Origin of the sequence: Achromobacter sp. Marseille-Q0513 (genome assembly GCF_018195695.1) — a bacterium.
GTDB lineage: Bacteria > Pseudomonadota > Gammaproteobacteria > Burkholderiales > Burkholderiaceae_B > Achromobacter.
The window spans coordinates 1-14102 of sequence record NZ_JAGTJY010000167.1 but is presented as its reverse complement, the minus strand read 5'-3'; the positions used below and the strand labels follow the sequence as shown (position 1 = coordinate 14102).

The window sequence follows — 14102 nt, the reverse complement described above, 5'->3', positions numbered from 1 at the left end:
TCTCCATCACATCGACCGCGCCCGCAACGCCATCGAGACCATCGCCCGCATGGTCGGCAATAGCGCGGCCGAGCCCGACGCCACCGGCGCGCAGCCTTTGGACGCGTGGACCGTTGCCTCATTGATGGGCGGCGTGGAATGCCTGTGCGAGCACCTGGGCGTCCTGACCGAGACCATGCTGGAACAGGCCCGCGCGATCGACGCAGCCACGGAGCCCGGCGCGGCGCAGCATGCCGCGCCCGCGGTCATGCAATAAGACCCGCTGCGTTGTAGCGAACGCCTGCCGGTATCCCCAACCAGATTGCCGGCAGGCAATCAATCGCACCCCCAACCCGCGCCCTGTTCCGGGCATCAAGCCTTGCGCGCAGCCATCATCGCAACCCGCATGCGATAGACTCTCGCGTTGTTCGACATTTGAAGACAAGCTACGCCCAGGTCCCGGACGACGGTAGAAATGGCGGGCGATATCGCGACGCTCATTTCGCAAGACGGCACTGGCTTTCCTTGAGAGCGCCATCCACCGAACGCTGCATCGAGACGCCGCGAAAACCGGCCCGGCATACGCCCTACCCCGTCCTCAAGACCATCCGCGCAAACTTGTCCCAGCAACAACCGCCGCCCCACATCGGTCCGGCATACACACAGGAATCTTCTTCATGAGCAGCATTTTTCCAGGCGATCTATGGTCGGTGGGCGAAGCCCAGATCGACGGCCTGTCGGTCATCGTTCGTTTTCGTACCGGGCTGCCGTCGGCGTCCGCGCGTCAGGCGAATGACAATCTGATCGTCATCTCCTGGCCGTACCAGGGCGTTGAATCCGGCATGCCCAATGAGGAAGACAAGCAGCACACCAACAATTTCGAAGAGGCCATCGAAAAGGGCTTCGAGGACTCCCCCATCGGGGTGCAGGTGGCGTGCCTGACCGGCAATCACCAGAAGGAATGGCGTTACTACACCCACGACGTCGAGGCCTTCCTGGACGCGTTCAACGCCTGCCTGGCGGGGCATCCGGCCTATCCCCTGCAGCTGCGCACGTACAAGGATCCCGACTGGAACGCCCTGTCGGGATTGCAGCCCGAAGGCTCAGACCAGCTTCATTGAACGGCGCAGCGGCGGTGGCTGCGCGTCAGACCGCCGCCAGGAATGCGTCGGCGTCTCCTGCCTCGCATTTCCAGTCGGCAAAGACGCCGACCAGATCGCACTGCGCGCAGCGGCAGCCGATGTAGTACCAGCGCACGTCGTTACTGTCTTCATACAGGGCGACGCCCGAAAGCAGCTCGAACGCTACGCCGTCGCATACGCAGGGGTGGCGTGCCGGCTCGGCCTCGTCCGCATAGCTGGCGCTATCACCCATGTAGTGTTCGTTGCCGCAAGCAGTGCAGGTGCGCAGCGCGACGCCGGCGTCTTCGTCGGTGTCCAGCGTGAAAGTCTTGCCGCCGCAGGCGCAGGCCGAGGCGGCGTAGCGGGTGGCCTCGTAGACGTTGTCGGCGCTGTAGCGGCGCATTTCCGTCTGCAGGTCTTCCTGCGTCGTGCCGTACCAGAACTTCCCTTTCTTTTTCAGCGTCATGCCTTGCGCTCCTGTGTTCCCGGGCGGACCGGCGGCGCGCGCCGTGTGCCGGTAACCGTGATCGTCGATGGTGGCGAGCGGCGCGGCGTCATTCGGCGCGCCGCCCACGGGCGGCATTATCCAACGATCACCAGAGTATGACCTGCGAGCAGCGGAACAGCGCCAGCTTGCGGCCGGTGGCGTCGACCACGTTGGCGGACCAGATTTGCGTGCTGCGGCCCATGTGGTCGGCGATGGCTTCCACGCTCAGCACGCCTTCGCGGGCGGTGCCGAGGAAGTTGGATTTCAGTTCCAGCGTGGTGAAGCCCTTGGCGCCTTCGGGCAGGTGCGCCATGGTGGCGTAGCCGGCGCAGGTGTCGGCCAGCATGACCAGGCTGGCGGCGTGCAGGTAGCCGTTGGGCGCCATCATCCAGGGCGCGACGGTCATTTCCATGCTCATGCGCCCCTCGGACAGGGCCAGCGGCCGCACGCCGTAGGTGTCGGGCAGCGTGCCGCGCTGGCGTTCGAGGAAATTATCCAGGGTGATTCCGGGACGAAGCATCTTGCGTTCCTTGGTCGGTTGAGTACGGTGTCTTGCCGCGTGTTCTGCGGCATGACGATACCCGCTCCGCGCGCGGATGGGTATCGAACACCGTATGGCCGGCCAGGGCATGCCGGGGCCCCTCAGGCGGACGAGGCCCCTGCCCGCCTCATGCGATGGCGCGCGGCCGCGCCGAGCGCAGCCAGCACACCAGCGTGCAGCCCATCAGCAGAAAACCGATGTAGCCGTAGATGGGATAGACCACGCCGACCAGCTTGATGAAGCCGACGAAGCTGCCGGCCAGCGCGGCGATGCCGGCGACGCTGGTGCCCAGGCGGAACGGCGTGCCGCCGGCCGGCAGGATGCGGGCGACGAAGGCGTACAGCATGCCGACGGCGGTGTTCAGGATCATGCCGAAGATGGCCAGCGACATCAGGTGGCCCAGTCCCGGCGAGATCTGGGTGGCCAGCGCCAGCATGGGCATGGACACGCCGCCCAGGGTGTCGATGCGCAGGTACATGGCGGCGCCGATCAGCAGCATCAGGATGCCGAGCAGCACGCCGCCCAGGACGCCGCCCCACAGCGCGTTGCGGCGCGAGCTGGCCTGGCCGCCCATGATGACCAGGAACGGCATGCCGGCGACGATGTTGTAGGACACGTACAGGAAAGCAGCCACCAGCCACTGGCTGGCGCCGCGCGGCTGCTGTTGCGCGGCGGCCAGCAGCACGTCGTGGCTGGCGTGCGGGGTGCTGACGACATAGGCGGCGACCACGACGGTCAGGAACACCAGCAACGGCGTGACGGCGCCGATGAAGGCGATGACCTGGCGCACGTCCAGGCACACGATCAGCACGGTGGCGACGGTGGCCAGCACGCTGCCCCAGACTTCGGGCAGGCCCAGCCATTGCTGCAGCAGCGAGCCGGCGCCGGCCAGCATCACGACCGTGATGGCGAACAGGAAGAAGGTGATGAGCAGGTCGAACACCATGCCCAGGTGCCGGCCCAGCAGGGCCTGGACGACTTCCTTGTGCGATTGCGCCCGCAGGCGCTGGCCCAGGGTCGAGAAGACCATGGACAGGAAGACGAAGGTCAGGCCCGCGACCACGCAGCCGATCAGGCCGTAGACGCCGAAGCTGGTGAAGAATTGCAGGATCTCCTGGCCCGAGGCGAAGCCCGCGCCGACGATCACGCCGACGAAGGCGCCGGCTATCTTGCTGATTTCCTTGAACGCGCTCATGCATGTCTCCGGTTTGTACTTGTGTATGTACTTATAGGTATGTACTGATGCGCTGCGGGCGCCTGCGAGCGTGGCGGGCGGTCCCCGGGGTTTGCGTGCCGTCCGTTGTGACGGATGGCGCGCAGACGCCGGCTCGGCACGGCTCGCGGGCATGCGTCGGCGCCTGGGCGCGGCTCACGGCACTCGGAAGCGGGCCTGCGGTCCTTGCTCGGGTACGACGCAATAATTCTCGAATAAGAAAATTATCGGATTCGAGAATATTCTGTGCAAGCGTTCCGGACTCGGGGTTTTCCCACGGTAGGCAAGGAGAGATTTGAGCGAACGGAGGGACGTTGGGCGTCTGCGCCGGCGGCATGCGCAAGCGCGAGCCAGCCGCTTCCCCGCAAGAGGCGTTTGCGGGCGGGGTTCAGGCGGGAATGCAGCTTGCGCGGTGTGCGCGCGGCGTCCGGATGGCAAGCCACGCCGCGTCTGGCGCGGGCAGCTAGTCCCGTGTCAGGAACTCGGCGGGCACCTTGTCCGTCAGCCACACGCCGTTGTCGGCCTGGAAGAACGCATGCCCTTGCTGATGCATGCGCAGCGCGTCGACCTTCAGGATCACGGGCGTGCCGTAGCGCTGGCCCACTGCCATGGCGGTGGCGATGTTCTCGGACAGATGTACTTGGTGGCGCTGGCCGGGACGCAGGCCCTCGGCCATGATCGAGTCAAGAAAGCGCGTGGCGGTGCCGTGGTAGAGCAAGGCCGGCGGCTGCCTGGGCTCGCGCTGGATGTCGACGGTATCGGTCGAGTGGCCCTGCACGGCGCGGATGCGCAGGCCGTCGTCGGAAATCTTGAAGCGCTGCTTGTCGTTGCTGCTCACGACGGCGCGGATGAGGTCGGCGTCGAGCTTGCGGCCGGCCTGATTGGCGCCGGCGATCAGCGCGTCGATGCCGGCCCAGCCTTCGCGGTCCAGCGTCAGGCCGATGGACTGCGGTTCGTGGCGCAGCACGTAGCTGAGGAACTTGCTGACTTCGGTATGTTGCTTGCTCATTGCTGGCTCATTGCTGGCTCATTACATTGCTTGCTCATTGCCTGCCCGTCGGTGGTTTGGCTTGCCCGTCGATCCCGGAATTCCAGCAGGAGCAGGATCATGTAGCGCGGATTGTAGGCCCGCAACATCGCTCGCCGCCGCACTCCGCTCCTTGCGGTGCGAGCAAGAATGTTGCGATGCAGCCGCAACCGGGCAACGCCGCCCTGCTCCGTTGCTATGATCGTTCGCGGGCGATCCCGCCCTCGTCGTTCCCACAAGCGCATGGCCCACGCGGCTCGCGCAACGCAGGAGGCACCATGTTCGACCACGTCAAGTTCGGCGTCACCGACTACCAGACCAGCAAGTCGTTTTACCTCAAGGCGCTGGCGCCGCTGGGCGTGGTGATCGCTTCCGAAGGCGAACCCAGCTACGGCGTCGAGCTGAGCCCCAACGGCAAGGCATCGCTATGCCTGTTCCAGACCCATGAAAAACCCGCGCACCTGCACATCGCCTTCATCGCCGACCGGCGCGAGCAGGTCGATGCGTTCTATCACGCGGCGCTGGCGGCGGGCGCCAAGGACAACGGCGCGCCGGGCCTGCGGCCGCAGTACACCGGCGCGTACTACGCGGCCTTCGTGCTGGATCCGGACGGGCACAACATCGAAGTGGTGTGCCACGAGTCCGAGGCCTGATTCCAGAAGAAAACGCTGAGCGGCGCCGTCCGCCCGCCCTGCTCATGCCCGACGTGTTTGCCTTGCCGTCGGGCCGACACCCCGACACCCCGCCGCCCCTGGCCACGGCCTGACCTTTCAGCCGGCCAGGCCAGGCCCGGCCGGCGTCCCCTGGCGACCCGGCACGGGCCCGTCATCCGGCCGCACTACAATTCCCCACTTCGACCCCAGCCCGGCGTCCGCCGATCCCGACGCGCTTCGGAGACGCGCCGCCTGTCACGCAAGGACTGATATGCCCGCAACGATGGCTTGGCCGATGCGCGCCGCCCGCGCGCTGCTGTGCGCGCTGGCCGGCCTGATCCCGCTTGCCGCGCAGGCCGCCCCGCCCACGCTGGCGCAATGCCATGGCATCAAGGACCTGGCCTTTGTCGCGCACCTGGACGACGACCTGCTGTTCATGAACCCGGATATCGCCTCGAACATCGAGGCGGGCGGCTGCGTGCGGCTGGTCTACCTGACCGCCAGCGACGCCGGCGAGGGCGACGGCTACATGCTGGGCCGCGAGCGCGGCGTGCGCGCGGCCTATGCCTACATGGCGCATCAGCCCGATGAATGGAAGGAAGACACGGCCGTGGCCGGCGGGCACACGATCGCGCGCTTCACGCTCAAGGGCAACCCGCGCGTGCAACTGTGGCACATGCGCCTGAAGGATCCCTGGCTGGGCCAGGGCTGGGGCAGCCTGACGCCGCTGAGCCGCGTCGAGTCCGAGCCCGGCCAGAGCGCCGATACGCTGGGTCCGCATGCCGAGCGCTACACCCGTCCCGAGCTGGTCGACACGCTGGCCGACCTGATCCGCCAGTACGCGCCGACCACGGTGCGCCATCTGGACGACACCATCAGCGTGCCCTACACGCAGCTGTGCTGGCGCTGCGCGGGCCACGGCCATCCCGACCATATCGCCAGCGCGCGGCTGGTGCGCGAGGCCATGCTGCGCGTGCCCGGCAATTACGCCGAGGCCGGCTATATCGACTACCCCAGCCAGGAACGCGCCAGTAACCTGGACCCGGCCGAGATCGCCGGCAAGTCCGTGATCTTCCAGCACTATGCCTGGAACGACTACCACTACTGCGCCGGCCCGAGCGGCTGCAAGGAGCCGGCCGGCCCGGCCGCCGCCTGGGTGCAGCGCGCCTATTACGTGTCGCGCCAGGACATCACGCCGCAGTTGTACGCCGACGGGCGCGGCGGCCTGGTGGTGTTCGCCGCCGGCGAGACCAATGCGGCCGTCAACCGCTGGGACTCGGGCCAGCGCCGCTGGCAGAGCCTGGGCGGCCGCACCAACGGGCCGCTGGTCAGCTACACCCATGCCGACGGCACGGCGGGCCTGATGGCGCGCGATCCGCTGGGCGGCGTGTGGGCCAACAAGCAACGCCATGACGGCACCTGGCAAGGCTGGCAGGCGCTGGGCGGCATGCGCGTGGCGCAGATTCCGGTGGTGGCGCCGCAGGGCGACGCGGCCGCCGTGGCGCTGGGCTACGACGGCCAGCTGCACTGGATCGCGCCGTCGGGCATCGACGGCAGCTGGGGGACGTGGCAGGCCCTGCCGGCGCTGGACGGCGTGACCGGCTCGCCGGCCGCGGCGCGCGCCGCCGACGGGCGCTATGTGATCCTGGCCGCCACCTCGGCGGGCGCGCTGTACTACACGCGCCAGTTGCCGGCTCCCAAGGGCAAGGCGCCCGAGTGGCAGGACTGGCGGCGCGTGCCGGCGCCGCAGGCGGCGGGCGGGCTGGCGGCGATCCGCGACCACGAGCGGCGCGTCGAGCTGTATTTCCGGCAGCGTGGCGACAATCACCTGATCCGGCTGGTGGAGGCCGGCGACACCAGCGACCTGGACATGGACTGGAGCGCGCCGGCCGACCTGGGCGTGTCCTATATCGGCCGCCCGGCGGTGGGCGTCGACGCGCAGGGCAATGTGATGCTGGCGATCCTGGAACGTCCGGGCGGCGCGCTCTGGCTGGTCGAGCGCGGCAAGCCGGCGAAGCTGGACGCCCTGGCCGCGTCGCCGCCCGCCATGAGCGTGATCGGCGACACGGTGTACATCGTCGCCCGCGCCGCCGGCGCGCCGCAACGCTACCAGGTGCTGTCGCGCCATGGCGGCGCCTGGGCGGCCAGCCTGACGCTGGACGGCGTGCCCGCCAGCGGCGGCGGCCCTTTCAATGCCGTGGCGGCGCGGCCGGCCGACCTGCCCAATCTGGGCGCGGGCGGGCCGAACCATGCGGTGGTGCTGCGCCCTTCCCCGGACCGCCCCGGCACGCTGGCCGTCGAGCGCATGCCCAGCCAGGCCTCGCGCACGGCCGAACCCACTTCCGCGAACTGAGTCCGTCCATGTCCTCATCGCTTCCCGCGCCCGGCGCCGTGCTGCTGCTGATCGACCTGCAGCAGGCCATCGATCATCCCAGCTGGGGCCAGCGCAACAATCCCCAGGCCGAGACGCAGATCGCGCGCCTGCTGGCGCATTGGCGCGGCCAGGGCTGGCCGGTGTGGCACGTGCGCCATGATTCCACCCATCCGCAATCGCACTACCGGCCGGGCCAGCCGGGGCATGCCTTCAAGCCGGAAGCCTTGCCGGCGGCCGGCGAGCCGGTCATCGGCAAGCAGACCAACAACGCCTTCATCGGCACCGGCCTGGAACAGCGGCTGCGCGACGCGGGCCACGACGCCCTGGTCGTCGTCGGCGTCATCACCAACAACTCCGTCGAGGCCACGGTGCGCATGGCCGGCAACCTGGGTTTCCAGACCTGGCTGGTGGCCGACGGCTGTTTCACCTTCGGGCGCAAGGACTGGAACGGCGCGCCGCGCGGCGCGGACGAGGTGCATGCCATGTCGCTGGCCAACCTGGACGGCGAATACTGCATGGTGGTCACGGCCGAGGCGCTGCTCGGCCGCTTTGCCTGAGCGTGACGGCTAGGGCCGGGCGGACGCCGGAGGCTCGTCGCGCGGCACGCTGCCGATGGCCTCGTCGCGCGGCACATTGCCGATGGCCTTGTTGACCGTCACATAGCGCGTGGCCAGCCGCCCTACACTGGCGGCCAGGTCGCGCCGCGCCTGCAGATAGCGTCGCTGGCTGTCCAGCGCCACGGTGTAGTCCACCGCCCCGCCCTCGTAACGCGCCAGCGCCAGCTTGTAGGCGTCGCCAGCGCTGCGCGCGCGCTCGGCCAGCTGCCGGGCCTGCTGGCGTTCGGCCGTGTAGGCGTTGAGCGCGTCGTCGATCTCCTGCCAGGCCTTGAGCACGGTTTGCTGAAAATCGACCGCCGCTTCCTGCTGCTCCAGCTTGCGCAGTTCCACCACGCTCTTGCGGCGGCCATGGTCGAACAGCGGCAGGCTCAGGCTGGGGCCGATGGACCAGGCCCGGCTACCCCAGTCCGCGAACTCGCCGCTCAGGTACGACTCCAGGCCTAGATGCGCGCCCAGGCGGATGCTGGGATACAGGTCGGCCTGGGCCACGCCGATGTTGGCGGTGGCGCGATGCAGCCTGGCTTCGGCGGCGCGGATGTCGGGCCTGCGCTGCGCGACCTCGGACGGCAGGCCCAGCGCCAGGTCAGGCAAGGCCGGCGCGCCGGCGGTGGTGCTCTTGCCCGCGCCTTTGCCCCCGTCCATATTGATGCCCGCGCTCGTCTCCCGATCCGCCAGCTCGTCGCGCAATGCCCCCGGCCGCTCGCCCAGCAGCAGCGCGATCTGGTTGATGCTGGCCGCCGCCTGCGCCAGCAGCGGCGGCAGTTGCGCGCGGGTATCGGCCAGGTCGGCGCGCTGCTGCTCCAGGTCCAGCTGGCCCACCGTGCCGCCCTGGGCGCGCGCCGCCAGGATACGCATGCGGTCTTCCAGCGCGGCGATGTCCTCGCGCGCCAGCCGGATCTGGCGCTGGGCGGTGCGCAGTTCGAAGTAGTTGCGCGCCAGGTCGCTGGCCAGCGTCAGCCGGGCCAGGTCCAGCAGCGCGGCCTGGCGGACTACGTCCGCGTCGGCGGCCTCGATGGAGCGGCGCACGCGGCCCCACAGGTCCAGTTCCCAGGACGCGTCGAAGCCGGCCTGATATAGCGTGAAAGGCTCGCTCAGGGCCTTGGCCAGCGTCTCGCGGTCGCCGCCGATGGCGTCGATCATGCGGGTGCCGGCGCCGTACTCGCTCTGCCGCTGGCGCGTGATGCCGCCGCTGGCGTCGATCTCCGGCGCGCGCTGCGCGGCGACCACGCCGCGCTGGACCCGCGCCTGCGCATAGCGCAGCGCCGCGGTGCGCAGGTCGGGACTGGCGGCGACGGCGCGCTGCTGCAACTGGTTCAGCACGGGGTCGCCGAACGCCAGCCACCATTGCGAGGGCAACGCCGGCGTGGCCGCCAGCGGCGCGCGCAGCGCGTCGTCGGCGCTGCGCCAGCTGTTCCAGTCGTCGGGCGCCGCCGTCTCGGGCCGCGTGAAATCCGGCCCCACGGCGCAGCCGGCCAGCGCGAGCGCCAGCGCGCAGGCGGTCAGGACGAGACGCGGGGAACACGGAAAAACGCGCCGGAAAGAATGGGATGAATCGGACATGGCGATACTCGATGTCAGGACATGCGGTTGCGGAACAGCCACGCGGCCAGGGGCAGCGTCACGGCGGCCAGCAGCAGCAAGGGGATGAAGTCGACGCCGATCTCGCGCCAGCCCGCGCCTTCCAGGTAGACGCCGCGCACGATGTTCATGCCGAAGCGCAGCGGATTGACGTAGGTGGCGAGCTGCAGCGCCTCGGGCATGTTGCGCACGGGCGTGAGCAGGCCGGACAGCAGCATCAGCGGCATGATCACCAGGAAGGTGTAGAGCATGGCCTGCTGCATGCTGTTCGACAGCGCGGAAATCGACAGCCCCACGCCGACCACGGCGATGTTGAAGCTGAGCAGCCCGAAGTACAGCAGCCACACCGAGCCGTTCATCGGTATCTGGAACCAGAAGCGGATGATCAGGAAGATGATGGTGGACTGGATCAGCCCCACCAGGATGGCCGGCAGCGCCTTGCCGATCAGGATCTGCATGGGCGTGAGCGGCGTGACCAGCAGCTGGTCGAAGGTGCCCTGCTCGCGCTCGCGCGCCACCGACAGCGCGGCCAGCAGCAGGGTCTGCAGCATGCTCAGCGCGGCGATCAGGCCCGGCATCAGGGTCCAGCGCGATTCCAGGTTGGGGTTGTACCAGGCGCGCCGTTCCACGGTCACACCCGGGGCCTGAGCGCCGTGCCGCGCGTTGAAGTCGGCCACGATGGACGCCAGGTAGCCGCCGGCGACGCCGGCGGTCGAGGAATTGCGGCCGTCCAGGATGACCTGCAGCGGCGCGCGCTGCCCGGCCGCCAGCCGGTCCTGGAAGTCGGCGGGAATGCTGATCACCATCAGCGCCTTGCCGGCGTCGATCTGGCCGGCGATCTGGTCGGACGAGGTCAGCGTGGCCGCGCGCGTGAAGACGCCGGCGCCGTCCAGCCGCGCCAGCAGTTCGGTCGATGCCGCGCTACGGCTCTGGTCCAGCACCGCGTAAGGCGCGTGGTTCAGGTCGTAGGTGGCGCCGTAGCCGAACAGCAGCGCCTGCATCAGCGCCGGCGCGAACAGGATCACGCGGCTGGACGGCTCCTTGATGATGGCCAGCAGTTCCTTCAGGATCAGCGCGCCGATCTGGGCCAGAGTTGCGATGAGGGCAGGCATGGATCAGTCCAGTTTCTTCTTCAGCGTGCGCCGGGTCGCCCAGGCCAGCGCCAGCGCGTAGCCGCACAGGATGGCCGAGCTGCGCAGGATGGTGGGCCAGTCGTTGCCGGCCAGGAACAGCGTCTTGATCATGCCCATGAAGTGCGTGGCGGGCAGCACGTAGCTCACGGCCTGCACGACCGCCGGCACGTTGCGCAGGTCGAACACGAAGCCGGACAGCATCATTGCCGGCATGAAGCTGGTCAGCAGCGCGATCTGGCTGGCCTGGAACTGGTTGCGCGTGACGCCCGAGATGAACAGCCCCAGCAGCAGCGAGACGGTCAGGTACAGCATCGAGCCCAGGAAAATGATGAGCAGCGAGCCGCGCATCGGCACCTCGAACAGGAAGCGCGCCGCCAGCAGGCACAGCAGCAGATCAATGGCGCCGATGGCCAGGTACGGCGCCAGCTTGGCCAGCACCAGCTCGCCCGGACGCACCGGCGTCACGAACAGCGATTCCAGCGTGCCGCGCTCCCACTCGCGGGCGATCAGCAGCGAGGTCAGGAAGGCGCCGATCAAGGTCAGCACCAGCACCAGCAGGCCGGGCACCAGGTACCAGGTGCTGATGCCCGCCTCGTTGAACCACATGCGCTGCACCACCTCGACGCCTGCGCCGGCCGGCTTGCCGCCCGCGCGCTCGGCCTGGCGCTGGGACCAGATACCGATGGCGCCGCCGACATAGCCTTCCAGCGTCTGCGCGGTGGTGGAGTTGCTGCCGTTCAGCACCAGTTGCACGCGCGCGCCGCCGCCCTGCCCCGCCGCCAGGCGGCGCGAGAAATCCGGCGGCACGCGCACGATGGCATCGACCTCGCCCGCGCGCAGGCGCGCCTCGGCCTCGGGCATGTTGGCGCTCCAGGACGGCGCCAGGTAGGCTGTGCCCCACAGCCCCTGGACCGCCTCGCGCGCGCCGGGCGAGGCATCTTCCATGACCACGGCCAGCGGCGCGTGCTTGACGTCGAACGACAGGCCGTAGCCGAACAGCAGGATCAGCGCGGCGGGCAGCAGCAGGCCCACGGCCATGTTGCTCTTGTCGCGCAGCATCTGCCGCACTTCCTTGCGCAGCAACGCCAGGAAGCGGCGCAGGAATCCGGACCCGCTCATGCCTGGCCTCCGGCGGCGCGGGCGCGGCCCTGCTCGACGATGGCGATGAAGGCGCTGTTCATGTCGGCCGCGCCCGCGCCGCCGGCCTGGGCGCGTACCGCCCCCGGCGTGCCCAGCGCCAGCATGCGGCCCGCGTCCTGGATGGCGATGCGGTCGCAGTATTCCGCCTCTTCCATGAAGTGCGTGGTGATGATGATAGTGACGCCGCTTTGCGCCAGCGCGGTGATGGCGCGCCAGAACGCGCGCCGCGCCAGCGGGTCGATGCCGCTGGTCGGTTCGTCCAGGAACAGGATCTCCGGCTCGTGCAGCAGGCCGGCCGCCATGGCCAGGCGCTGCTTGTAGCCGCCGGGCAGCAGGCCGCTGACCGCCCGGGGGTCCAGGCCGAACTGATCCACCATCGCGGCCACGCGCTGGCGCCGGGCCTGGCCGCGCAGGCCATAGGCGCCGCCGAAGAATTCCGGGTTCTCGCGCACGGTCAGGTTGCCGTACAGCGCGAACTTCTGCGACACATAGCCGATGCGCCCGCGCGCCTGGGCGCGGGCCGTGCGCAGGTTCAGGCCCGCCACTTCCAGATGGCCGCTAGTGGCGGGCAGCAGCCCGCACAGCATGCGGAAGGTGGTGGTCTTGCCGGCGCCGTTCGGCCCCAGCAGGCCGAAGATCTCGCCGCGCGCCACCTCGAACGAGGTGCTGGCCACGGCGGTGAAATCGCCGAAGCGGCGCACCAGGTCGCGCACCACGATCACCGGGCCGTCGCCGCCGTTCCTGGCGGGCGCGGCCGCCTGCGCCATGTCGTCCGCCCGGTCGTGCGCCATGCGCGGCGCGGACGCGCCGGCATCCTGATGCTGGCGCAGCATCATCATGAACGCGTCTTCCAGCTCTTCCGGCCGCGCCTGGCGCGCGACGCCGCCCAGCAGCGCGTCCAGCGCGCGCGGATCCGCGTCCGGCTGGCGGATGTAGCGCACCGCACCGCCCTTGGGCACCGCGTCCACGATCAGCGCGTCGGCGTCGATCAGGCGCGCCTGCAGGTCGCGCGCGGGCGTGTCCGCTGGCGGCGTGGCGGTAAAGGTCAGGCCGCGCGCGCGCGCCGTCAGGCGGGCCGGCGCGCCTTCGGCCAGCAGGCGGCCCTGGTGCATGACGAAGACCTGGGCGCAGCGCTCGGCCTCGTCCATGTAGGCGGTGCTGACGATCACGCTCAGGTTCTCGTCGTCGATCAGCTGCTGCACGATCTTCCACAGATCGCGCCGCGACAGCGGATCGACGCCCACGCTGGGCTCGTCCAGCAGCAGCAGGTCTGGCGAGCGCACCAGCGTGCAGGCCAGCCCCAGCTTCTGTTTCATACCGCCGGACAGCTTGCCGGCCGGGCGGCCGGTGAAGCGCGCCAGGTCGGTCATCTCCAGCAGGCGGGCATAGCGTTCGCGGCGCGCCGCCTGCGGCACGCCGTGCAGGTCGGCGTACAGGTCCAGGTTCTCCTGCACGCTCAGATCCTCGTACAGGCCGAAGCGCTGCGGCATGTAGCTGATGCGGTCCTGCACCGCCTGCGGGTCGCGCGTCACGTCGATGTCCAGCACCCGCAACGCGCCGTCGTCCGGCCTGAGCAGCCCGGCCAGCATGCGCAGCAGCGTGGTCTTGCCGGCGCCGTCCGGGCCGACCAGCGCGGTCAGCTCGCCCGGCCTTATGCGCAGCGACACGTCGTCGACCGCCCGCAGCGGGCCGCCGCCGGGCGCCTCGAAGGTCTTGCGCACGCGCTCGGCGACCACCGTGGCGCTGGCCTCGTTCATTGCGCGGCGTCCGGGGCCATGCGCACCGTGGCCGGCTGCCCCAGGCGCAGCGCGTCCTGCGGGTCGTCAACCAGCACGCGTACTTCGTACACCAGGCTGGTGCGCAGCTCCTCGGTCTGGACAGCCTTGGGCGTGAACTCGGCCACCGACGAGATGTAGCCGACCTTGCCGGCGATGGGCTTGTCGGGCTGGCTGTCGGTCTGGACCCGGGCCGCCATGCCCGGCTTGACCTTGCCCAGGTCGGCCTCGCCCACGTAGATGCGAACCCACTTGGGCTGCGCCAGCGCCAGCGCGTAGACCGGCCGCTGCGGCGTGGCCATGTCGCCCGGCTCCAGCAGGCGCGAGCGCACCACGGCGTCGGCGGGCGCCTTCAGCTCGCCTTGCGAGATCTGGTGCCGCAGCAGCGCCAGCTGGGCCTGCGTGGCCTGCAGCTGGGCCTCGGCGCCGGCGATGTCTTCCTTGCGCGGGCCTGCCTCGGCCAG

Annotated in this window: 14 protein-coding genes; 5 read left to right on the top strand and 9 right to left on the bottom strand. The window is 69.7% G+C overall.

The window, feature by feature from the left end; genetic code table 11:
* Positions 1 to 256: hypothetical protein (locus KDH83_RS24595; RefSeq protein ID WP_212320640.1), on the top strand; the 256-nt coding region annotated here is incomplete at its 5' end.
* 400 nt (positions 257 to 656) lie between these two features.
* Positions 657 to 1100 carry a DUF695 domain-containing protein gene (locus tag KDH83_RS24590; protein ID WP_212320639.1) on the top strand — a complete coding sequence of 148 codons (444 nt, stop codon included), beginning with the start codon at positions 657 to 659 and terminating at the stop codon, positions 1098 to 1100.
* A 25-nt stretch (positions 1101 to 1125) separates the two neighbouring features.
* On the opposite strand, the gene KDH83_RS24585 is transcribed toward KDH83_RS24590, so the two are convergent.
* The 4 genes from KDH83_RS24585 to KDH83_RS24570 all read right to left on the bottom strand — a co-directional run bounded on the left by KDH83_RS24585 (position 1126) and on the right by KDH83_RS24570 (position 4350).
* Entirely contained in the window at positions 1126 to 1566 is a 441-nt protein-coding gene (locus KDH83_RS24585) for a hypothetical protein (RefSeq protein ID WP_212320638.1), read from the bottom strand.
* A gap of 127 nt (positions 1567 to 1693) precedes the next feature.
* Entirely contained in the window at positions 1694 to 2107 is a 414-nt protein-coding gene (locus KDH83_RS24580; RefSeq protein ID WP_212320637.1) for a PaaI family thioesterase, read from the bottom strand.
* Between the two features lie 148 nt (positions 2108 to 2255).
* Positions 2256 to 3323, bottom strand: a complete 1068-nt coding sequence (locus KDH83_RS24575) for a hypothetical protein (RefSeq protein WP_212320636.1) — start codon at positions 3321 to 3323, stop codon at positions 2256 to 2258.
* Between the two features lie 481 nt (positions 3324 to 3804).
* The gene (locus tag KDH83_RS24570) at positions 3805 to 4350 is read right to left on the bottom strand and encodes an RNA 2'-phosphotransferase (RefSeq protein WP_212320635.1); all 546 of its coding nucleotides are present in this window, start codon (positions 4348 to 4350) and stop codon (positions 3805 to 3807) included.
* 296 nt (positions 4351 to 4646) lie between these two features.
* Between KDH83_RS24570 and KDH83_RS24565 the strand changes: the two genes are divergently transcribed.
* The 3 genes from KDH83_RS24565 (at position 4647) to KDH83_RS24555 (ending at position 7952) form a co-directional block, all read left to right on the top strand.
* Positions 4647 to 5021: a VOC family protein gene (locus KDH83_RS24565; RefSeq protein WP_212320634.1), complete on the top strand. Its 375-nt coding sequence runs from the start codon at positions 4647 to 4649 to the stop codon at positions 5019 to 5021.
* Between the two features lie 295 nt (positions 5022 to 5316).
* Positions 5317 to 7374, top strand: a complete 2058-nt coding sequence (locus tag KDH83_RS24560; RefSeq protein ID WP_249205331.1) for a PIG-L family deacetylase — start codon at positions 5317 to 5319, stop codon at positions 7372 to 7374.
* 8 nt (positions 7375 to 7382) lie between these two features.
* Positions 7383 to 7952 carry a cysteine hydrolase family protein gene (locus KDH83_RS24555; protein WP_212320633.1) on the top strand — a complete coding sequence of 190 codons (570 nt, stop codon included), beginning with the start codon at positions 7383 to 7385 and terminating at the stop codon, positions 7950 to 7952.
* 9 nt (positions 7953 to 7961) lie between these two features.
* Here KDH83_RS24555 and KDH83_RS24550 read toward each other — a convergent pair whose 3' ends face one another.
* From KDH83_RS24550 to KDH83_RS24530, 5 genes are all read right to left on the bottom strand, one after another.
* Positions 7962 to 9572: an efflux transporter outer membrane subunit gene (locus KDH83_RS24550; protein ID WP_212320632.1), complete on the bottom strand. Its 1611-nt coding sequence runs from the start codon at positions 9570 to 9572 to the stop codon at positions 7962 to 7964.
* Between the two features lie 14 nt (positions 9573 to 9586).
* Positions 9587 to 10702 (bottom strand): ABC transporter permease, encoded by a 1116-nt coding sequence (locus KDH83_RS24545; protein ID WP_212320631.1) that lies wholly within the window; start codon positions 10700 to 10702, stop codon positions 9587 to 9589.
* A gap of 3 nt (positions 10703 to 10705) precedes the next feature.
* Positions 10706 to 11842 carry an ABC transporter permease gene (locus KDH83_RS24540; protein ID WP_212320630.1) on the bottom strand — a complete coding sequence of 379 codons (1137 nt, stop codon included), beginning with the start codon at positions 11840 to 11842 and terminating at the stop codon, positions 10706 to 10708.
* A complete protein-coding gene (locus KDH83_RS24535) occupies positions 11839 to 13620 on the bottom strand; it encodes an ATP-binding cassette domain-containing protein (RefSeq protein WP_212320629.1) in 1782 nt (593 codons plus the stop codon). Before KDH83_RS24535 ends, KDH83_RS24540 begins: the two co-directional genes overlap by 4 nt.
* On the bottom strand, positions 13617 to 14102 hold a 486-nt coding region (locus tag KDH83_RS24530; RefSeq protein WP_212320628.1), incomplete at its 5' end, for an HlyD family efflux transporter periplasmic adaptor subunit. The genes KDH83_RS24535 and KDH83_RS24530, both read right to left, overlap by 4 nt.